Annotated in this window: 20 protein-coding genes; 12 read left to right on the top strand and 8 right to left on the bottom strand. The window is 70.8% G+C overall.

Going from position 1 to position 20,633, the window contains the following annotated elements; genetic code table 11:
* Positions 1 to 86: 86 nt before the first annotated feature.
* The 3 genes from HHX33_RS13160 to HHX33_RS13150 form a co-directional block, all read right to left on the bottom strand.
* A complete protein-coding gene (locus HHX33_RS13160) occupies positions 87 to 566 on the bottom strand; it encodes a GntR family transcriptional regulator (protein ID WP_310741352.1) in 480 nt (159 codons plus the stop codon).
* Positions 567 to 679: 113 nt separating this feature from the next.
* Positions 680 to 1,342, bottom strand: a complete 663-nt coding sequence (locus HHX33_RS13155; protein ID WP_182874823.1) for a JAB domain-containing protein — start codon at positions 1,340 to 1,342, stop codon at positions 680 to 682.
* A 52-nt stretch (positions 1,343 to 1,394) separates the two neighbouring features.
* Positions 1,395 to 2,132: a GntR family transcriptional regulator gene (locus tag HHX33_RS13150; protein ID WP_150936867.1), complete on the bottom strand. Its 738-nt coding sequence runs from the start codon at positions 2,130 to 2,132 to the stop codon at positions 1,395 to 1,397.
* A gap of 254 nt (positions 2,133 to 2,386) precedes the next feature.
* Here HHX33_RS13150 and HHX33_RS35900 point away from each other — a divergent pair, with 254 nt between their 5' ends.
* From HHX33_RS35900 to HHX33_RS13130, 4 genes are all read left to right on the top strand, one after another.
* A complete protein-coding gene (locus HHX33_RS35900; RefSeq protein ID WP_244302048.1) occupies positions 2,387 to 2,566 on the top strand; it encodes a hypothetical protein in 180 nt (59 codons plus the stop codon).
* A 290-nt stretch (positions 2,567 to 2,856) separates the two neighbouring features.
* The gene (dapA, locus tag HHX33_RS13140) at positions 2,857 to 3,771 is read left to right on the top strand and encodes a 4-hydroxy-tetrahydrodipicolinate synthase (protein WP_182874822.1); all 915 of its coding nucleotides are present in this window, start codon (positions 2,857 to 2,859) and stop codon (positions 3,769 to 3,771) included.
* 101 nt (positions 3,772 to 3,872) lie between these two features.
* Positions 3,873 to 5,558, top strand: a complete 1,686-nt coding sequence (locus HHX33_RS13135; RefSeq protein ID WP_182874821.1) for a ribonuclease J — start codon at positions 3,873 to 3,875, stop codon at positions 5,556 to 5,558.
* A gap of 42 nt (positions 5,559 to 5,600) precedes the next feature.
* Entirely contained in the window at positions 5,601 to 6,098 is a 498-nt protein-coding gene (locus HHX33_RS13130) for a DUF402 domain-containing protein (RefSeq protein WP_182874820.1), read from the top strand.
* An 8-nt stretch (positions 6,099 to 6,106) separates the two neighbouring features.
* On the opposite strand, the gene HHX33_RS13125 is transcribed toward HHX33_RS13130, so the two are convergent.
* The 4 genes from HHX33_RS13125 to HHX33_RS13110 form a co-directional block, all read right to left on the bottom strand.
* Entirely contained in the window at positions 6,107 to 7,309 is a 1,203-nt protein-coding gene (locus tag HHX33_RS13125; protein ID WP_182874819.1) for a lipase family protein, read from the bottom strand.
* A gap of 243 nt (positions 7,310 to 7,552) precedes the next feature.
* A complete protein-coding gene (locus tag HHX33_RS13120; RefSeq protein ID WP_182874818.1) occupies positions 7,553 to 8,716 on the bottom strand; it encodes a hypothetical protein in 1,164 nt (387 codons plus the stop codon).
* Complete coding sequence (locus tag HHX33_RS13115; protein WP_111699767.1) at positions 8,713 to 9,972, bottom strand: glucarate dehydratase family protein; 1,260 nt, start codon at positions 9,970 to 9,972, stop codon at positions 8,713 to 8,715. Before HHX33_RS13115 ends, HHX33_RS13120 begins: the two co-directional genes overlap by 4 nt.
* An 8-nt stretch (positions 9,973 to 9,980) precedes the next feature.
* On the bottom strand, positions 9,981 to 10,883 hold the full coding sequence (locus HHX33_RS13110; protein ID WP_182874817.1) for a 5-dehydro-4-deoxyglucarate dehydratase: 903 nt from the start codon (positions 10,881 to 10,883) through the stop codon (positions 9,981 to 9,983).
* Positions 10,884 to 11,104: 221 nt separating this feature from the next.
* Between HHX33_RS13110 and HHX33_RS13105 the strand changes: the two genes are divergently transcribed.
* From HHX33_RS13105 to HHX33_RS13095, 3 genes are read left to right on the top strand one after another with little or no spacing between them, the layout of a single operon-like run.
* Entirely contained in the window at positions 11,105 to 11,908 is an 804-nt protein-coding gene (locus HHX33_RS13105; RefSeq protein ID WP_111699720.1) for an NAD-dependent epimerase/dehydratase family protein, read from the top strand.
* 1 nt (position 11,909) lies between these two features.
* Positions 11,910 to 13,352 carry an aldehyde dehydrogenase (NADP(+)) gene (locus HHX33_RS13100; protein ID WP_182874816.1) on the top strand — a complete coding sequence of 481 codons (1,443 nt, stop codon included), beginning with the start codon at positions 11,910 to 11,912 and terminating at the stop codon, positions 13,350 to 13,352.
* Positions 13,353 to 13,408: 56 nt separating this feature from the next.
* On the top strand, positions 13,409 to 13,828 hold the full coding sequence (locus HHX33_RS13095) for a nuclear transport factor 2 family protein (RefSeq protein WP_182874815.1): 420 nt from the start codon (positions 13,409 to 13,411) through the stop codon (positions 13,826 to 13,828).
* Between the two features lie 42 nt (positions 13,829 to 13,870).
* Here the strand turns inward: HHX33_RS13095 and HHX33_RS13090 are convergent, their stop codons facing one another.
* The gene (locus tag HHX33_RS13090) at positions 13,871 to 15,184 is read right to left on the bottom strand and encodes a pectate lyase family protein (protein ID WP_182874814.1); all 1,314 of its coding nucleotides are present in this window, start codon (positions 15,182 to 15,184) and stop codon (positions 13,871 to 13,873) included.
* Positions 15,185 to 15,448: 264 nt separating this feature from the next.
* On the opposite strand from HHX33_RS13090, the gene HHX33_RS13085 reads away from it, so the two are divergent.
* The 5 genes from HHX33_RS13085 (at position 15,449) to HHX33_RS13065 (ending at position 20,595) form a co-directional block, all read left to right on the top strand.
* Complete coding sequence (locus tag HHX33_RS13085) at positions 15,449 to 16,306, top strand: carbohydrate ABC transporter permease (RefSeq protein ID WP_182874914.1); 858 nt, start codon at positions 15,449 to 15,451, stop codon at positions 16,304 to 16,306.
* A 14-nt stretch (positions 16,307 to 16,320) separates the two neighbouring features.
* The gene (locus HHX33_RS13080) at positions 16,321 to 17,199 is read left to right on the top strand and encodes a carbohydrate ABC transporter permease (protein ID WP_182874813.1); all 879 of its coding nucleotides are present in this window, start codon (positions 16,321 to 16,323) and stop codon (positions 17,197 to 17,199) included.
* Between the two features lie 44 nt (positions 17,200 to 17,243).
* Positions 17,244 to 18,533: an ABC transporter substrate-binding protein gene (locus HHX33_RS13075; protein WP_182874812.1), complete on the top strand. Its 1,290-nt coding sequence runs from the start codon at positions 17,244 to 17,246 to the stop codon at positions 18,531 to 18,533.
* A 93-nt stretch (positions 18,534 to 18,626) separates the two neighbouring features.
* Positions 18,627 to 19,790 carry an enolase C-terminal domain-like protein gene (locus HHX33_RS13070; RefSeq protein WP_182874811.1) on the top strand — a complete coding sequence of 388 codons (1,164 nt, stop codon included), beginning with the start codon at positions 18,627 to 18,629 and terminating at the stop codon, positions 19,788 to 19,790.
* A gap of 31 nt (positions 19,791 to 19,821) precedes the next feature.
* Positions 19,822 to 20,595 carry an IclR family transcriptional regulator gene (locus tag HHX33_RS13065; RefSeq protein WP_182874810.1) on the top strand — a complete coding sequence of 258 codons (774 nt, stop codon included), beginning with the start codon at positions 19,822 to 19,824 and terminating at the stop codon, positions 20,593 to 20,595.
* Positions 20,596 to 20,633: the final 38 nt, after the last annotated feature.

Below are 20,633 nucleotides of genomic sequence, written 5' to 3'. Positions count from 1 at the left end.
GCGATCTCGCAGCGTCGTGTTCTCGTCGCCCGGCCCTGCATCTCGGCGCGGCGCGCCGGAAGTGGAGCAGTGTGCGTGACGCGCGGTCAGTCCTGCGGCCAGTTCTCCGGCGAGGACACGTAGGTCCCGCGATGCGGGACGGTGAAGACGTAGCCCTGGTCCCGGAGGAGTCCGACGGCCAGGCGTACTGTCGCCTTGGCCACGCCGTAGTCCTTCATGAGCGCCTTCTCGCTCGGGATCGCGCGGTTCGGCCTGAACTCCTGTTGCCGGATGCGTTGGGCGACCTCTTCGGCGATCTCCTGGTAGAGGCGCTTCTTTCGCTGGACGCGCGGTGCCTTCTGGTCGCCGACGAACGTGCCTTCGCCCTGCACGGTGTAGACGAGGCCCTGCTCGCGTAGTTCGCGCGCCACGCGGCGGGCGGTCGTCCTCGCTATTCCGTACTCGGCCTCGAGGTCCGCTTCGCTCGGCACCGGATTGCCCGGCGCCAGATCGCCGCTGTCGATGCGGTCGCGGAGGATGTCGGCGATCTGCTTGTAGACAGGTACGGGTCCGTCTCGGTCGAGCACAGGCAAACCATAGACCGGAACAGACATCGCCATACAAAATGCAACATCTCAAAGCCTGGGCAGATACGGGCTGTGGACCGGTGGTAACGGATGGACTTATAGTGACGTCGGCGCTACTCGTCGTGAGGCACGCGGCGCCAGGCGGTGTCGGTGACGATCACGTGGTCGAGGAAGCGGAGGCCGACGGTGTCGGCGGCCTCGTGGAGGCGGGCGGTGACCTCGACGTCTGCAGGGCTGGGATCGAGCGATCCGCTCGGGTGGTTGTGGGCGAGGCCGAAGGCGACCCCGCCGGAGAGGAGGACGGTGGTGACGATGTCCCGGACCGGTGCCGGTGTGTGGTCGCTGCCGCCCTCGCTGAGCACCGCGCGCCGCAGCACCGCGCCGCGGCCGTCGCAGACGATCACGACGAGCCGCTCGCGCGGGTGCCCCTGCAGCAGGGGAGCGGCGGCCGAGGCGATGTCGGCCGAGCAGGTGATCCTGCTCCGCTCCGGCTCCGCCTGGGCCCGCCGTACGAGGTGGAAGGCGGCGGCCACCCGGGCCGCCTTGGCCGGGCCCACTCCCGGTACGGCGAGCAGCCGGTGGGCCTCGGAGCGGGCCAGCTCGCCGAGGTCGCCGCAGTGGGCGATGACCTGGGAGGCGAGTTCCACGGCGCTCACGCCCCTGCTGCCCGAGCCGAGCAGCAGGGCGAGCAGCTCCCTGTCGGCGAGCGCCGCCGCTCCGGACGCCAGCAACCTCTCACGGGGCTGGTCGGCCAGGGGCAGGTCCTTGACACGCATCGGCACCTCCGGACGGGGGATCCGGATCGGTTGTACCAGCGGGCACCGACAGTCAGAGGGGGCTGGGAATGCCGTAGACCAGGCGGAAGCGATCACCGGGCACCACGGCGTCGCTGGTCTCGACCGGCCGGTCTCCCGACCAGTACGTGCGCTCGATCTGGAGCACCTGCACGCCGGCGGGCAGCTCCAGCAGATCGCTCTCGGTCGGCTGGGGCACGCGGACGTGCACGGCCTCGCTGATCTCGGTGATCGGCGTGCCGCTCGCCGCGAGGCGGAAGGCCGCGCTCCTGCGTTCGTAGGTGCCCTCCTCCGCGCCCTGGCCCTGCCCCGGCTCGATCGGCTCGTACGTGGTGAGCAGCTGGAGGGGCCTGCCGTCGCCGCGGAAGATGTGGCGGGTCCGCATCACCGGGCCGGATTCGCCCAGGCGCAGCCGGTGGACGATGTCGGGCGGGGCGTCCGCGAGCTCGCTGCGCCAGCTCCAGCTCGGATGCCGCCCGCCCGCGTGCATGTCGCTGGCGAAGGCGGTGTGGGGTTCGGGGGAACGGCCGCGGTGCAGCGGGAGCAGGATCGGTTTCTCCCGCACCCGGTGCCCGGAGCCCACCCGGCTGATGATGAGGCCCTCCTGGGCGAGCACGCGCAGCGCGTGGCGCGCGGCCGTCTCTCCGACGCTGTACTTCCGGGTTATCTGGTGCCGCGAGGGGATCGGTGCGCCCGGTGGGAGCGTGCCGTCGATGATCTGGCGGCGGATGTCTTCGACTACTCGCAGGTAGACCGGATCAGAGTTTGCCATCAATCCATCCCTGAGGGGGTGACGGGTCCTCCAAATCTTGACGTATCCGCCGGGCGACACAGAGTGACGGATGTGTCCTGTGACCCCAACTTTGCCTGGTGAAAGGTCCGCCAATGGGCGATTGTGCCGCTAAGGGGTCGGGTGTTGATATTCCGCTCCCGCCCCCTTATCACGGCATCCATGTGGGTCCCGCCTGGGACGGGCACGAGTGCATCACATGGCTGGTACCGACTCCCCGCAGCGACCGTGTCCGGGTGCGTCGTCACACCTGCGAGTGCAGGCCCACGATCTACGAGCTGTGCCAGGCGGGCGGGTTGCTGTTCGTCCGCCGCACCGAACGGGAGGGCGAGGTGAAGGTCCACGAGACCGAGCGTCTCGTCTCCGCCAGGATCGAGCCCCTGTGGACCAAGCTGCTGACGGGGGAGGCCCGCTGAGCACGCTCGGAGCCTGAACTCCCTGAACCACGACGTTCCTGGTCGTAGGGGGTATGACACACCGTTCGCGGCCTCCGGGAAAAAAACCGCGCGATGGTGTGTAACGTCCGCGTAAGGAACGCCGATTCTCCGGTAGAGGTCGCCGATGTGTGTACCCCCGAGCACATATCGGCGGCCTCTTTCTCCGTCCCCGGCCCTGTCTCGGCTCTGTCCCCGGCAGGCGTCACGGGACGGGACATATCGGGGTGGCGACGTCCATGACCCGCGCGGATCCGGGTACCGTTCGGTCTATGGCATCGCCAACTGGAACCTCCGACGCCCCCTTCGGCCGCGCACTGACCGCGATGGTGACACCGTTCACCTCTGACGGCGCCGTCGACTACGAGGGCGTCCAGCGGATCGCCGCCTATCTCGTCGACGATCAGCGCAACGACGGCCTGATCGTGAGCGGCACCACCGGTGAGTCCCCCACCACCTCGGACGAGGAGAAAGACCGGATCCTCCGGGCGGTGGTCGAGGCCGTGGGCGACCGGGCCACGATCGTCGCGGGCGCGGGCACCAACGACACCCGGCACAGCGTCGAACTGGCCCGGGCCGCCGAGCGCGCGGGGGCGCACGGACTGCTGGTGGTGACTCCGTACTACAGCAGGCCGCCGCAGGAGGGCCTCGTCCGCCATTTCACCGCCGTCGCCGACGCGACCGGCCTTCCAGTGATGCTCTACGACATTCCCGGGCGTGCGGCCACGCCCATCACGACGGAGAGCCTGTTCCGGCTCGCCGAGCACCCGCGCATCACGGCGGTGAAGGACGCCAAGGGCGACCTGTTCGCCGGCTCGCAGGTGATGGCGGGCACCGACCTCGTCTTCTACTCCGGTGACGACCTGCTGAACCTGCCCTGGCTGTCGGTGGGGGCGGTCGGCTACGTCAGCGTGGTGGGCCACGTCGTGGGCCCCGACCTCGTCGCCATGTGCGACATGTACCGCACCGGTGACGTGGCGGGCGCTCTGGAGACCCATCGGCGGCTTCTGCCGGTGGTGTCGGCGATCATGACGCGGACCCAGGGCGCGATCATGGTGAAGGCGGCGCTGACGCTGCTGGGCCAGGACGGCGGTCACGTCCGGCCTCCGCTGGTGGACGCCACCCGGGAGCAGATCGCGGCGCTGCGGGAGGACCTCATCACAGGAGGTCTCAAGCTTGTGGATTAGATCAACAGATGGAGCCGAATGAGCGACTTGACCAGGAAAAGAGAGAACGGAAGAACCGGGGGTGGCGGCGTGACCGAACGGCGCCGGGCTGAGGGGGTGGCATGAGTCATCCGCATCCCGAACTCGGGCCGCCGCCCCCGCCGCCGGAGAACGGCCTGCGCATCGTCGCGCTGGGCGGACTCGGCGAGATCGGCCGGAACATGGCGGTGTTCGAGTACGACGGCCGCCTGCTCGTGGTGGACTGCGGGGTGCTGTTCCCCGAGCCGGACCAGCCGGGCGTCGACCTCATCCTTCCGGACTTCGACTACATCCGGGGGCGTCTCGACGACATCGAGGCGCTCGTGCTGACGCACGCCCACGAGGACCACATCGGGGCGGTGCCGTACCTGCTGCGGGAGCGGCGCGACATCCCGATCGTCGGCTCGCGGCTGACGCTCGGGCTCATCGAGAGCAAGCTGGCCGAGCACCGCATACAGCCGGTGAAGGTCGAGGTGATCGAGGGCGAGCGGCGCTCGTTCGGGCCGTTCGAGTGCGAGTTCGTCGCGGTCAACCACTCGATCCCCGACGCGCTCGCGGTGGCGGTCAGGACGCCCGCGGGCCTCGTCCTGCACACGGGCGACTTCAAGATGGACCAGCTTCCGCTGGACGGGCGGCTGACCGACCTCGGGGCGTTCGCGCGGCTCGGGGCCGAGGGCGTCGACCTGCTGATGTCCGACTCCACCAACTCGGAGGTGCCGGGCTTCGTCACCAGCGAGCGGGACATCGCGCCGGTCATCGACGACGTCTTCCGCACCGCCGCGAAGCGGATCATCGTGGCCAGCTTCGCCTCGCACATCCACCGCGTGCAGCAGATCATGGACGCCGCCGAGAAGCACGGCCGCAAGGTCGCGCTCATCGGCAGGTCGATGGTCCGCAACATGGGCGTGGCGCGCGAGCTCGGCTACCTGAAGGTGCCGGCGGGCCTGCTCGTGGACTCACGGGAGATCGAGGAGTGGCCGCCGGAGGACGTGGTGCTGATCTGCACCGGCTCCCAGGGCGAGCCGATGGCGGCGCTGTCGCGCATGGCCAACCGCGACCACCCGATCAGGATCGCCGAGGGCGACACGGTCCTGCTGGCCTCGTCGCTGGTGCCCGGCAACGAGACGGCGGTCAGCAAGGTCATCAACGGCCTCAACCGCTGGGGCGCCCGGGTGGTCCACAAGGGCAACGCGCGGGTGCACGTCTCGGGTCACGCGGCGGCGGGTGAGCTGCTGTACGTGCTCAACCTCACCAAGCCGTCGAACTTCATGCCGGTGCACGGGGAGTGGCGGCACCTGCGGGCGCACGCCCGGCTGGCCGAGCTGACCGGCGTTCCCCGCGAGAACATCGTGATCGCCGAGGACGGCGTGGTCGTGGACCTGGTCGACGGCCGGGCGAGGATCGCCGGCGCGGTCCCGTGCGGGTACGTGTTCGTGGACGGCACCTCCGTGGGCGACATCACCGACGTGGCGCTCAAGGACCGGCGCATCCTGGGCGACGAGGGGTTCATCTCCATCGTCGTCGTCGTGGACTCCACCACCGGCAAGCTCACCGGCGGGCCGGAGATCACCGCCCGCGGCTCGGGCATCGACCCCGACGCCTTCGACGCGGTCGTGCCGCAGATCGAGTCCGCGCTGCAGGAGGTCGCCGCGGCGGGCGTCGCCGACGAGATGCAGATCCGGCGCACGATCCGCCGTACGGTGGGGCGCTGGGTGAGCGACACCTACCGCCGCCGGCCGATGATCATCCCGGTCGTCGTCGAGGTGTAATCCCGTTGAACTCGGAGACGGGCGTGGCGTAACGTCCCGCCCGTGTCCGAGGTGAGGATCGTCTACCGCAAGTACGGCGGAGCGCTGCACTGGCACCACTTCGCCCGGCTGCTCGGCGAGGACGAGCACGGCGTCTGGGCGGGCTTTCCCGCCAGGACCGTCGCCCAGCGGGGACACGAGCCCGAGACGGTCTTCGAGATCCCGTCCGTCATGCTGTTCCCGCGCGACTCGTGGTGGACGGCGTCGTTCAACGCCCCGCCGCACAAGGCGGAGATCTACTGCGACATCACCACGGTGCCGGTGCGGCGTGACGGCCGGATCACCATGGCCGACCTCGACCTCGACGTCCTGCGGATGCGCGACGGCCGGGTGCTGCTGGACGACGAGGACGAGTTCGCCGAGCACCAGGTGCGGTACGCGTACCCGCAGGAGATCATCCGCCAGGCGGAGCGGTCGGCCGCCTGGCTGATGGAGGCGGTGACCGAACGGACCGGTCCGTTCGACGGCGCCCACGACCGCTGGCTGTCCCTCGTGACATGAGCGAACCTCTAGTCGCCGAACTCGTTCGGTACGTCGGACGGGGTCACGGCGGAGATGTAGTGCTGCGGCAGGTGGTCCTCGAAGGAGTACACCATCGGCAGCGAGCGGGTCAGCGTGAACTTGTTCCCCAAGAAGGCCAAGTTGGCGAGTACAAGCCCCAGGAGGCCGGGCATCTGCGTCGTGGGCAGCGGCGCATACTTCGGGTCGCCGCTACGCGGATGGTAGGCGCAGCCGCCGCGGTCGAGTAGCCCGAACAGGCTGCTCGAATCGCGCTGCACCGAAGAGCGGTACTCCTTCCCGAAATGCTGGTAACGACCGGAAGAAGCCGGGGGGAGATGGGGCACCGGATCTTTGTCGTAGACGTATCGGATCACCTTCTCGCGCAGGAAGTCGTCCCGCTCCGCGGCGGCGGCGAACTGCGGTGTGCCGACCATGGGCTGGCCGAAGGTGTAGATCGCCTTCAGCCGGCCGGTCAACTCCCGGAACTTGTCCTCGTGCCGGAGCATGACGCCCATCAACGCGGCCATCGCCCCGCCGAGGCTGTGGCCGGTGATGTACAGCGCATCGAGTCCCCCGTCCATCACGCGGTCACCGCCGTCGGCCTGCGAGCCGTCGTGCGGCGACACGCGGACCGGGCCGGGGCGGCAGGCTCGCATCAGCGCCCCCAGCACCTCGTATCGGCTGGCCCGCACGTTCCGGTAGAAGCCGGCGTGGACGGCGGAGCAGGGATCGCCGTACCCGTAGTTCATCTGTTCCGGCTCGACTTCGAGGTTCAGCAGCCAGTCGATGCCGTTCAACGGCGGGGTGCCGCGGTAGGCCAGGATCGCCACCCGCCCGCTCCGGCTCCGCACGAGATGGGCCGTGGAGTCGATGAGCATGCCGTCGACGGACATCGAGATCGTGCGGCAGTGGTTGTCCTCGAGGCCCAGCCTGGCCATGATCATCGCAACCGTCTCGGCATCCGAATAGGCATAGCCGGCGCAGGTGGCCATGACGTGTGCGACGACCGGGTCGGGATGCTCGTGGGTCGTCAGCAGGTGCTCTTCGAGATCTTTGTAGACCGGAAACCTGCCGGCGTCGCCTGCGGAACGACCATAGGGCCGGAGCACCTCGTAGCTGGGTGCCTCGGCGTCGCTCACATGCAGGCCGTCGGCCTTCGGCACGTCCGTCGCGCGTCCAGCCTGCTGCCGCCGCTCCGTGGTCTCCGCCACGCCGTCCACCTTCCGGTCACCCGACACGAGCGATCCCGGTCCGGGGTGGTCGCCGCGGGACCGGAACGTGGGGACGATTTCCGATACGGCCGGAGAGAAAACTCCCGGCTGAGCAAACATCCCGCGCCGTCGAGCAGGCCGCCCTTTCCGCTTCGCGCCGGCCGGCAGCAAGGGCACCACCTCACCGAGGAGTTGGTGCCCTTGCACTGTCGTGGAGGTTGTCGCGTCTTCCGAAGCTACAGATCAGGAAGCCTCGGCCGTCGGGCCACTCCCGTCCCGTCGCGGATGCTGTCCGATCGCCTCGGCGATGGCCTCGAGGCGGGCCGTGGAGGCGAGGCCGCCGTGGTACCAGTGGATCTCGGAGGCGCCGGCCGCGGTGTACGCCTCGGCGAGGAATGTCAGCGCCCCGCCGTCGGCCGGGCGCGGCGGCAGGGCCAGCACGTACGCCCCCACCCGCGGCCCGAGCCGGCCGAGGGCCCGAAGCCCGGCCTCGTCCGCCTCGGGGGAGTTCCAGCAGTTGCCGACGAGCAGGTCGGCGTCCACGCCCTCGGGGACGGTCGCGAACGGGCCGGTCGCCCACGGGTCGGCGCTGGCGTGCAGGGCGACCTCCAGGCCGGGCCGTGCCGCCCTGGCCTCCGCCAGCAGCAGCGCGCGCAGTTCTCCCGCGAGCCCGGTGCGCAGCCCGCGCAGAGGGTCCGCCAGGTCGCCCAGCGCCTCCTCGACCGTGCCGGGCCGGCCGTCCACGCCCGCGCGCGCCCGTGCCCGCACCTCGGCCACGTCCAGCCCCGCCGCCTCGTACCGCAGGACGCAGTTCGCGCAGAAGCACAGGGACAGCAGGGCGACCTGCGCGGGCGACCAGTCGGCGCCGTCGGTCTTCTCGTGGTGGCCGCCGTGCCGGAAGCCGAGCGGGCCGCACGCCTCCAGGATCAGCGCGTCCGGGTCGCCGGCCTCGACGATCTCGCGGACCAGTGTGCGGCAGTAGTCGCGCACGTCGGCCGCCGCCGGGCACAGCGCGTACGGATAGCTCTCCCCGAACGCGTTGGTGACGACCAGGTCGGGGTTGGCCGAGCCGAGCAGCGTGTTGTGGGTCAGCACGGTCCACGCCCGCACCGGCAGGCCCGCCGCGCGCAGGGCGTCCCTGGCCTCCCCGAACGGGTCGGCCGAGTCCATCCACGACGGCGTGCCCGGCACCAGGCGGGCGCCCTTCCACGCCTCCTCGCGTACGGGCACGTAGCAGGCGGAGTGCCGGGCGTCGACCAGCCGGTGGGCCGGGTGGTGGGGGGTCGCGGCGCGGGTGGTGTGGTAGGACGCGGCGAGCGCGACGGCGTCGACGCCGAGGCCCGCCAGGCGGGCGGCGGCCCCGGGGTCGCCGACGATGTCCCAGGGGTAGGCGTAGATGACGTTCACCAGCGTGGCCTCCGGGCCGAGAAGGACGGGTCGACGGACCTCATGTACGTCGTGTCGTCACGGGAGCGGACCCCGCACTTCTCATACTGCTCGTTCATGATTGCGAGGGCGTCGCGGTCGAGTTCCACCCCGAGTCCCGGGCCGTCCGGCACCGGGACCGCGCCGTCCACGAACCGCAGCGCGCCCGGGGCGACCACGTCCTGCCCGTCCTGCCAGGGGGTGTGGGTGTCGCAGGCGTGGGTGACCGCCGGGGTGGCGGCGGCGAGATGCGTCATGGCGGCCAGGCTGATGCCGAGATGCGAGTTGGAGTGCATGGACAGCGCGATGCCGAAGGTCGCGCACAGCGTGGCGATGTGCGCCGAACGCACCAGGCCGCCCCAGTAGTGGTGGTCGGTCAGCAGCACCCCGATGGCACCGGCGCGCAGCGCCGGAGGCAGGTGCTCGGGGGTGACGACGCACATGTTGGTCGCGAGCGGCATCGGCACCTCGGCGGCGACCCGCGCCATGCCCTCGATGCCCTCGGTGGGGTCCTCCAGGTATTCCAGCAGGCCGTCGAGTTCGCGCCCCACCCGGATCGAGGTCTCCACGCTCCATACGGCGTTGGGGTCGAGGCGCAGCGGATGCCCGGGGAACGCCTCCCGCAGCGCCCGGATCGCCTCGACCTCCTGCTCGGGCGGGAACACCCCGCCCTTGAGTTTGATCGAGCCGAAGCCGTACCGGCCGATCAGGAGGCGGGCCTGCTCGACCACCCCCTCCGGGTCCAGAGCGGCGCCGAAGCCGTCCTCCGGCGCGCCGGGATGGCCGCCCCACTTGTAGAAGAGGTACGCGCTGTAGGGCACGGCGTCGCGCACCCGGCCGCCGAGCAGGTCCACGACGGGCCGGCCCGCCGCCTTGCCGCGGATGTCCAGGCAGGCGACCTCGAAGGGGGAGAAGATCCGGTCGACGGTCTTGGCCCGGGAGGACGTGCCGGTCAGGCCGTGCAGGTCGGTGACCACGTCGGCGCCGACGAGGCCGGCCACCGTGGCGTACATGGCGTTGTCGCCGTAGACGTCGTGACCGCGCAGCGCCTCGGCCGCGGCCCGCACCCGTACGAGGTGGTCGAGGTCGCCGTAGGTCTCCCCGAGGCCGGTCAGCCCCTCGTCGGTGACGACCTCGACGACCGTGCGCAGCGCCCAGGGTTCGTGGACGCCGGCGGCGTTGAGCAGCGGCGGGTCGCGGAAGGCGACCGGCGTGACGTGGATCTCCCGGATCCTCATCCGGCCGCTCATCCGACGACGTCCAGCCCGGTCGCGATCAGCTTCTCCAGCCGGGCGACGTGCTCGGGGGCCGCGTCCACGAGCGGCGGCCGCACCCCGCCCGCGTCGAGCCCGCGCAGGGCGACGCCCGCCTTGATCAGCGAGACGGCGTAACCGGGCACGAGGTCGCGCAACTCGACCAGCGGCCGGTAGAAACGGCTCAGCAGGCGGTTCACCAGGTCGTCGTCTCCGGCGTTCACGGCCTTGTGGAAGGCCAGGGCGACCTCGGGGAGGAAGCAGAACACGGCGGAGGAGTACAGGTTCACGCCGATCCCCCGGTAGGCCGGCACGGTCATCTCGGCCGTCGGCAGCCCGTTGAAGAACGTGAAATCCCGGCCGCCGGCCTCCCGTACGGCGAGCACGATGCGCTGCATGAGGTCGACGTCGCCGAGGCCGTCCTTGAACCCGACGACGTTCGCGATCCCGGTCAGCGCCACCGCGGCGGCCGGCGTGAAACGGGCGTTGGCCCGCTGGTAGACGATGATCGGCAGATCGGTGGCCGCCGCGACCTCGCGGACGTAGCGCACCAGGCCCTCGGCGGGGGCGCTCACCAGGTAGGGCGGCAGCAGCAGCAGGCCGTCCGCGCCGGCCGCCGCGGCCCTGCGCGCGCACTCGCGGGCGTAGGGGAGCGGCCCGCCCGCGCCGGACAGGACGGGGACCCGCCCGCCCGCCGACTCGGCGGAGATCCGCACCACCCGCTCGTACTCGTCGATGCCCAGCGCGTTGAACTCGCCGGTGCCGCAGGCCGCGAACACCCCGCCCGCGCCGTCCGCGACTCCGCGCGCGACGTGCCGGGCCAGTACGTCCCCGGCCAGTTCGCCGCCGGAGTCGAACGGTGTCACGGGAAAGAAGAGAACGCCGTCGAGACGCATCCGCCAACCCTCCCGTCCACATACGTGGACAGTGTCCTTGATCCTGTTCTTGACGCTAGTCGGGCTCCATTTGTGAAGTCAACGCAGGACGGAGACAGCATGCGAGAGGAATCGTCGATCATATATGTGAACAACACCCGTTGTTGTGAACACGCTGGCGTTGCTGCGAAACTGCGAAGCGATCAGGGCCAGAACCAGGACAGATTCCGACAGGAGGGCACATGCGTATTCTCATCACCGGCGCGGCGGGCGGCGTCGGCACGCTGCTGCGACCCCGGCTGGCCAAGGAGGGACGCGTGTTGCGTCTGCTCGACGTCGCGCCCCTGAAGGCGGGGCCCGGCGAGGAGGGAGTGGCCGCCAGCATCACCGACGAGGAGGCCGTGGCGGCGGCCATGGACGGCGTGGACGCCGTGCTCCACCTGGGCGGGCACAGCCTCGAACGCCCCTGGGAGCAGATCCTGGACGTCAACGTCAACGGCACCTACGTGGTGCTGGAGGCCGCGCGGCGGGCCGGGGTCCGCCACGTCGTGCTGGCCAGCAGCAACCACGCCGTCGGGTTCGCCCCGCGCGGCGAGGGCGAGGCCCCCGACTACCTGTTCCCGCGCCCGGACACCTTCTACGGCGTCAGCAAGGTCGCCAAGGAGGCGCTCGGCTCCCTCTACCACGACCGTTACGGCCTCGCGGTGACGTGCCTGCGCATCGGCTCCTGCTTCGAGCGGCCGAGGGACGTGCGCATGCTGTCGACGTGGCTGTCGCCCGACGACTGCGCGCGGCTGGTCGAGGCCGCGCTGGCGGCCGACGGCTTCCACGTGGTCTGGGGCGTGTCGGCCAACACACGCCGCTGGTGGTCGCTGGAGGAGGGCAGGGCCATCGGCTATGAGCCGAAGGACGACGCCGAGGTCTTCGCCGATACGCTCGTCGGCGAGTACGGCGAGCCGGACCTCGGCGAACTGCCGCACTCCGTGGTCGGCGGGGCGTTCTGCGGTCCCCGTTACGACGTCGACAATCTCACGGCGGAGGGATGAGATGACCGGCCCCGCAACTGGAACGACGAACGAAGCGACGAACGAGGCGGTGGACGAGGCGGTCGCGCGGGCCGCGGCGGCGGGCGAGGCCTGGCGTGCGACCTCCGCGGCCGAGCGCGCCGCCGTGCTCGAAGCCGTCGCCGACGCCCTGCTCAAGCACGCCGAGGAGCTGTGGCCGGTCGCCGCGGAGGAGACACGCCTGCCCGAGGCGCGGCTGCGCGGGGAGGTCGCCCGTACGGCCGCGCAGTTCCGGCTGTTCGCGGACGTCCTGCGCGACGGCGGGTGGGCCGAGGCGGTCATCGACCACCCCGACCCCGGCGCCACGCCGCCGCGTCCCGACGTGCGCCGGATGAACCATCCGCTCGGCGTCGTCGCCGTCTTCGCGGCCAGCAACTTCCCCTTCGCGTTCTCCGTGGCGGGCGGCGACACGGTGTCGGCCCTCGCGGCCGGCTGCCCGGTCGTGGTCAAGGCGCACGAAGGTCACCCGCGCACCTCCGACCTCACCGCGTCCGTCGTACGGCGGGCATTGCCCGATCCGGACCTGCTCGGGCTCGTGCACGGGTTCGAGGCGGGGGCACCGCTGGTGCGGCATCCGCTCGTCACGGCGGCCGGCTTCACCGGCTCGCTCGCGGGCGGGAAGGCGATCCAGAAGCTGATCGACGAGCGGCCCGACCCCATCCCGTTCTACGGCGAGCTGGGCAGCGTCAACCCGGTCGTCGTGCTGCCCTCGGCCGATCCCGCCGCCGTGGCCTCCGGGTTCGCGGCCTCGCTGACTCTCGGGGTGGGCCAGTTCTGCACCAACCCCGGCCTGGTGTTCGTCCCGGCGGAGGGAGGGTTCGAGGGGGCGATCGCCGAGGCGGTGGCCGGGACCAGCGGCGGGCCCATGCTGACCGCCAAGATCCGTGAGGGCTACCTGCGGGCGTCCGGCAGGCTCGCCGAGCGGCTCACCGTGCTGGCCGGCGGAGGCGAGGTGGACGGCATCACCCCGCGGGTGTTCGCCGCCGGTCTGGAGGCCTTCGCGGACGGGCTGCCCGAGCTGGGGGAGGAGTGCTTCGGCCCTTCGGCGATCGTGGTCCGCTACCGCGACCCCGCCGACCTGCCCGCCGTGCTGCGGCGGCTGCCGGGGTCGCTGACCGCGACCGTGCACGCCGCCGGGCCCGAGGATGCCCGCGACCTGCTGCCGGTGCTGCGCCGGCTGGCCGGGCGGCTCATCTGGAACGGCTGGCCCACGGGGGTCGCCGTCTCCTGGGCGATGCACCACGGCGGCCCCTGGCCCGCCTCCACCACCCCGGCGCACACCTCCGTCGGCGCGGCCGCCATCAGGCGCTGGACGACCCCGGTGGCCTACCAGGACTGGCCGGAGGACCTGCTCCCGCCGGAGTTGCGCGACGGCAACCCCCTCGGCGTGCCCCAGCGGGTGGACGGCCGCCCGCGCCTCTCCTGACGGCCGTACGCCCGCGTAACCTGGACTCCGGATGTGCGGGAAACGGGGGTCTCGCCGTGCTCCACGTGGTTGAGCGGTATTTCAGCGCCTACAACGCCCACGACCTCGGGGAGGTCATGGCCTGTTACGGCCGGGAGCCCAGGGCGGTGGGGCCCGGCGGGCCCGCGGAGGGCCGCTCGGAGGTCGCGTCGTACCACACCCTGGTCTGGCAGGCGTTCCCCGACGTGCGCGTCACGGTGTGGCAGAAGATCGTCACAGACGCGGCCGTGGCCGCGGCCGCCGTGGGCACCGGTACGCACGCCGGCCCGTTCCCGCTCACCACGGGGGAGGTGGTCGAGGCCACCGGGCGGCGGGTCAGCGTGCGTTCCTGCTGGATGTTCGACATCGACGTCGTGTGCGGCCTGATCGGCTGCAGCGAGGTCTTCTACGACCAGCTTGAACTGTGCGTCCAGCTCGGGCTCCGCATGCCCGCCTGAGGCCTGCCGGCCTGAGGCGGGCCAGGGGAGACCGCGCGGACGTCAGCGGATCTTCCCGGCTCCCGCGTGCCGGGAGACCCCCCTGGGCACCGCCGCGGCGGGGTCGATCGCGGTGTGCAGGGCCGGGGTCCAGCCCGCGTCCGCGCCGAGATCGGGGTCGTGCTTCGCGTTGTACGCCCCGACCAGGTCGATCGGCCGTTCGGTGCCGCCGACGCGCAGCAGGTTGCCCCTGGCGGTGAGGGCGGTGCCGCCCCAGTCGTACAGCAGTGCGGCCGGGTCCACAGCCCGGCTGAGCCGGAAGTAGTTGTTCTCCGCGTAGATCTGGGACTCCACGCCCACGCCCAGCGCGTACACGAAGGTCGCGGCGTCGGGCGCCTGGTAGTAGTTGTTGTAGACGTGCACCTTGCCGAACCGCACCCGCGGCAGGCGCTGCAGGTTGTCGTAGAACTCGTTGTGGTGCACGGTGACGCTGAGCCTGCCCCGGTCGTTGGCGGGGTTGTTGGTCGAGCCGATCAGCATCGTCTTGTCGTGGTCGCGGAAGCTGTTCCAGGAGACGGTCACGAGGTCGGACGCGCTGGTGATGTCCGCCTGGCCGTCGTGCACCTGGTACGGCCGGCCGAAGTAGACCGGCTGGTCCGCGTCCGGGTTGTCCCCGTCGGTGAACGTGTTGTGGTCGATCCACACGTGGGTCGAACCGGTCACGGAGATGTTGTCGTAGAGGGAGTTCCAGTTGCCCTCGTCGCCGTCCGTGGGGTCCCACTGGGGGAAGCAGTCGGCCGCGTCCTCGAAGCGGATGTTGCGGATGATGACATTGTCGGCCTTGTCCACGTGCAGGTTGATGTGCCGGATGGTCGCTCCGGGCAGGCCGACGATCGTGGTGTCCGACGGCACCTTGAGCTTGACGTACTTCGTCTGCGCCGCCGCAGAGGCGGCCCGGGCGTCCTCCAGCGGCCCGGACGGCTCGGTGTCGCGGCCCCACACGGCCGGGTCGTACGCCGCGAGGTAACCGGCGAGGGTGTATCCGCCGGTGGCGAAGTCCGCGCAGGTCCTGTCGACGTCGACGACGCCCTTCACGTAGACGACCCGGGGGCCGGGGGAGGCGAGGGCCGCGACCAGGCCCGCGCGGTCGGTGACCACCCGGACGTTGGCGGCGGGCGCCGCCGCGCCGCCGGTGGTGCCGGCGCCGGCCGAGGCCCAGCCGTCCCCCGCCGGCAGCGTCTGCCGCCCGAGCTCCAGTCCGGCGGGATCACTTCCGGCGGGATCATTTCCGGCGGCGCTCGCCGCCGGAACCGGGACGGCCGCCGTGAGCGCCGCGAGCGCCAGGACGGCGGGCACGAGCAGGGATCGTGCGGGCATGACTGTCTCCGTTCCTCGGTCGTGCCGTCATCCTTCTGAACTCGATTCATATTCATGAACACCCGGACCGTACGGCGAGTCGTGCCGGCGGTCAAGGCGTGCTGGTGTGCCAAGAGTGAATGTCTCGAATAGGACACGAGTCCTTGACAGGACGAGTGCGGAATATCACCGTTGATCTGTCGTCCACGTTTGTGAACGGCGTTCAGGAATATGTCTCGGAAAGACCGGGACGACGTCCGCGGAGGAGATGGGCCGGTGACGACGATGCGCCGCAGGGCCGTGCCGTACCTGCTGATCTCGCCGACGGTCGCGCTGATCGCCGCGTTCCTCGTCTATCCGATCGGCAGCGTCGCGTACTACAGCCTGCAGCACCGCAACCTCACCCGGCCATGGGCGGACGGCTTCGCCGGGCTGGACAATTTCCGGCGCATGCTGACCGAGGACGAGGTTTTCTGGCACAGCCTGGGATTCACCGCCAAATGGGTGATCGCCGAGATCGGCCTCCAGCTGATCCTCGGACTGGCCCTCGCGTTGATAGTCAATGAAAGCTTCATCGGGCGGGGGCTCGCCCGGTCGCTGGTGTTCTCCCCGTGGGCCGTCTCCGGAGTGCTGACGACGGGCATCTGGATCCTGCTCTACACGCCGGGCACCGGCGTCCTGCGCTTCCTCGGGCAGCCCGAGGCGGCGGTCCTCGGCAATCCGGACACGGTCTTCCCGGCCGTGGTGGTGGCGGAACTGTGGCGCGGCGTGCCGTTCTTCGCGATCCTCCTGCTCGCCGGGTTGCAGGGCATCCCGGGCGAGCTGTACGAGGCCGCGGCGGTGGACGGCGCCGGGCGTCTCAGGCGCTTCCGCCACGTCACGCTGCCGCACCTGCGCGACGCGATCGTGCTGGCCACGCTGCTGCGCGGGGTCTGGGAGTTCAACAACGTCGACCTGCTCTACACGCTCACCGGCGGCGGTCCCGCGCAGGTCACGACCACGCTGCCGCTGTACGTCGCGCAGCGCGCCGTCGACTCCAAGGACTTCGGGTACGGCTCGGCGCTGACGATGGCGGGCTTCGTGATCCTGCTGTTCTGCTCCGTCCTCTACCTCCGGCTCAGCCGGTTCGGCGAGGACCGATGAGGAGGGCTCCGGCGATGAGCGCCGACGTCATGACCCGCCCGCGTCCGCGAGCGGTGCCCGAGGCCCGCCCCGGGCGGCCGAGACGGGATCCCGGCCGGGTGCTGCGGCTCTACGTCCCTCTCGGGATGTATCTGATCTTCACGCTCGTGCCGTTCTACTGGATGCTGGTCTTCGCCCTGAGGCCGGCGGGATCGGCCGACCCGGTGCCGTGGCCGATCACGTTCGAGCACTTCGAGACCGTCTGGAACGACATCGGCTACGCGGTGTTCTTCCGGAACAGCGTCATCGTCGGGGTGTGGTCGCTGCTGGTCACCACGGTGATCGCGGTCATGGGCGGGTACGCGCTGGCGCGGTACCGGTTCCGCGGCCGGAGCCTGTTCATGGTCGTGCTGCTGTGCACCCAGTTCGTCCCCGGCGCGATGATGCTGATCCCGCTCTTCTCGATCTTCAAGACGCTCGGTCTCATCAACAGCCTCGGCAGCCTGATCGTCGCCGACACCGTCTTCAACCTGCCCCTGTCGATCATCCTCATGAGCGGGTTCGTCTCGGCCGTGCCGTTCACGGTGGAGGAGGCCGCGATGGTCGACGGCTGCGGCCGGCTGCGCGGCTTCCTCGCGATCGTGCTGCCGCAGCTGCGGCCCGGCCTGATCGCGGTCGGGTCGTTCGCGTTCATCCACACGTGGAACAACTTCCTGTTCGCGCTGATGTTCGTCAGCAGGCAGGACAGCTTCACGATCCCCGTCGGGCTCAGCTACACGATCGGGGAGTACAGCGCCGACTTCGGGGCTCTGGCGGCCGGTGGCGTCGTCGCCGCTCTGCCGGTGGTCTGCGTGTTCGCAGTGGTCCAGCGCTATCTCGTGCACGGCATCAGCGCCGGCGCGGTCAAGGGATAGCGATCCCCCCAGCTCCACACAGCCTCTCCTGACCAGGAGGAACCATGAAGATGAAGGTGGCCTGGGCGGCGCTCGCCGTTCTCGCCGTCACCGCCACCGGGTGCGGGTCGGACTCGGGCTCCGGCGAGGGCTCCGGCAAGACGACCATCACGTTCTGGGACAACAACGGCGGCGCCCGCACCCCGGTCTACCAGGAGCTGATCAAGCGGTTCGAGGCGGCCAACCCCAAGATTCACGTCGAGTACGTCGGCGTCCCGATCGCCTCCGTCCAGCAGAAGTACGACACGGCCGTGGCGGGCGGCGACACCCCCGACGTCGGCGGCGTCACCACGTCGTACCTGGCCAACCTGACCGGCCAGCAGGCGCTGGAGCCGGCGGACGAGTGGCTGGCCAGGAGTTCGGTGAACGGCAGGCTGGCCACGCCGATGCTCGACTCGGTCCGCAAGACCGTGCCCGACGGCAAGCTCTACCTGGTGCCGAACACCTCCAACATGGACGTGGTCTGGTACCTGAAGGACAGGCTCCAGAAGGCCCCGCGGACCTGGGACGAGTTCTTCGAGGACGCCGACGGGCTGACCAGGAAGCCCGACCAGTACGGCTACACCATCCGCGGCGGCGCCGGGTCGATCTTCCAGATCCTGGCCGAGATGTACTCCTACTCCGGGATCGGCCAGTTCTTCGACGCCTCGGGCAAGAGCACGGTCAACGACCCGAAGAACGCCGAGTTCCTCACCAGGATGGCCGGGCTGTACAAGAAGGACACCCCCGAGGCCGACGTCACCAACGACTTCCCGAAGATGGTCGCCGCCTTCGGCACCGGGAAGATCGCGATGATGCACCACAACCTGGGCTCCTACAACGACCACGTCAAGGCGCACGGCAAGGACAAGATCGGCGCGTTCGCGCTGCCGACCGGACCCGGGGGCAGGCGGACCGTCGTCGCCAACCCCGTGGACGGCTTCGCGGTGTTCAAGAACAGCGAGCACAAGGACGCCGCCTGGAAGTTCGTGGAGTTCCTCGTCTCCCACGACGGCAACAGCTACTGGAACCAGCAGACGGGCCAGATCCCGGCCAACACCGACGCGCAGGGCGACTCCTGGGTGCAGGGCCTGGACCACCTCAAGACGGCCGTCGACACGCTGAACGACCCGAACACGCAGGTCGTGTCGCCGCCGTACTACCTGCCCCAGTTCTCCTCCATCACCAAGGCCGACACCGAGCCCCTCTTCCAGAAGGTGCTGCTCGGCCAGATGAAGCCCCAGGAGTTCCTCGACACCCTGGCGCAGAAGCTGACCGACGCCCAGGCCGAATGGAAGAAGGCCAACGGCGGCTGAGCGGCGGTCACCCCCGGACCGGGCCGGTGCGTCCCTGACCGCGCACCGGCCCTCTCAACCACTGAGGCCAGCCCACTGAGGAGGCGAGGTTCCATGGCGGTCGTCGAACGCGTCGTCGTCACGGTCTTCACCACGGTCACCAGGTCCGTGGTCGACGGGCACGGCCACCGGCACCCCGGCCCGCCCCGCGAGGTGCGTGAGGCGCTGCTCACGATCACCGACAGCGACGGCGCCACCGGACGCTGCCTCGCCGCGCCGGACACCGTGCGGGAGGCGGTGATCGCGGGTCACATCGGCCCGGCGCTGATCGGCCAGGACAGCCTCGACCGGGAGCGGCTGTGGCACCGCGTCGCCCGCCGCCAGCGCGGCGCCCAGGGCAACCTCTCCGACCGGGCGCTCAGCGCCGCCGACCAGGCGCTGTGGGACCTCGCCGGGCGCAGGCTCGGCCTGCCCGTCTGGAAGCTCCTCGGCGGGGCCCGCGCCGAGGTGCCGGCGTACGCGAGCACCATGTGCGGCGACGACATCCCCGGCGGCCTGGCCACCCCCGAGGACTACGCCGCCTTCGCCAAGGACCTGGTCTCCCGCGGCTACCGCGGGATCAAGCTGCACACCTGGATGCCGCCCATGCCGTACGGCGTGGACCGCGACATCGAGGCGTGCGCGGCGGTCCGCGACGCGGTCGGCCCGGACGTCGCGCTCATGCTCGACAGCAACCACTGGTACTCCCGCTCCGAGGCCCTCACTCTCGGCCGGGCGCTCGACGAGCTGGACTTCGCCTGGTACGAGGAGCCGATGGAGGAGGCGTCGGTGCAGTCGTACCGGTGGCTCGCCGACCAGCTCAGGACGCCGATCCTCGGGCCGGAGACCTCCTGGGGCAAGCACATGGCCCGGGCCGAGTGGGTGGCCGCCGGGGCGTGCGACATCCTCAGAGTGGGCGTGGTCGGCTCCGGCGGGATCATCCCGGCGGTCAAGGCCGTGCACCTCGCCGAGTCGTTCGGCATGGACTGCGAGATCCACGGCAACGGGTCCGGCGCCCTGGCCGTGATCGGCGCCACGCTGTGCGGGCGGTGGTACGAGCGGGGCCTGCTGCACCCGCACTCGGACTACGACACCCCCGCCCCGCACCTGCGGTCGATCGTCGACCCGCTCGTGGACGGGAAGGTGCGGATGCCGGATGCCCCCGGACTGGGGGATGATCTGGATGTGGACTACATCGCCTCCCGTACGGTCGCCTCCTGGGGAACCGGCTCACAATAGGAGGCGGACAGGCGGGTCAGGGAGGTACCCAATGGCGGAACCCGTGCCGCACGTGAAGTCGGCGCTCCGGACGGTCGAGCTGCTCGACTTCTTCGCGCAGTATCCCGGGCTGCACAGCCTCACCGACCTGCAGGGCAAGCTGGGCTACCCCAAGAGCAGCCTGCACGCTCTGCTGCGCACGCTGGTCGACCTCGGCTGGATCGAGACCGACGTCACCGGCACGCTGTACCGGATCGGCATGCGGGCACTGCTGGTCGGGGCGACGTACATCGACGGCGACCCGGTGGTCCAGCTCGCGCACGACGCCCTCGACTGGCTGGCGGAGGTGACGGGGGAGACCGTGCACCTCGCCCGGCTCGACCACTTCGACGTCGTCTACCTCGCAACCCGCGCCTCACGCCACTACCTGCGGCCGTTCTCCCGGGTCGGGCGCCGGCTGCCCGCGAGCACCACCTCACTCGGCAAGGCGATCCTGGCGAGCCGGGACGACGAGGAGGTGCGCGCGCTGCTGCCCGCCGAGCTGCCCGCGCTGACGGCCCACACCATCGTGGACGCCGAGGAGCTGCTGGTCGACCTGCGCCGGGTGCGCAAGCAGGGATACTCGGTCGACCGTGAGGAGAACACCGAGGGGCTGCGGTGCTTCGGCGTGGCGCTGCGGATCAGCGACCCGCCGAGGGACGCCATCAGCTGCTCGGTGCCGATCCCGCGCCTCACCCCGGAGCGGGAGAAGGAGATCGCCTCCTGCCTGCTGGAGGCGCGCGAGCGCATCGAGCGCTCCGCCCTGCGCCAGCGCCGCGCCTACTGACAGGTGGGGGCCCGTCCGGCGCGTCGTGCCGGTAATCG

Source organism: Microbispora sp. H10670 (assembly GCF_014161385.1).
GTDB lineage: Bacteria > Actinomycetota > Actinomycetes > Streptosporangiales > Streptosporangiaceae > Microbispora > Microbispora triticiradicis.
The sequence above is the reverse complement of the archived record's forward strand: the minus strand, read 5'-3'. Positions and strand labels throughout refer to the sequence as shown.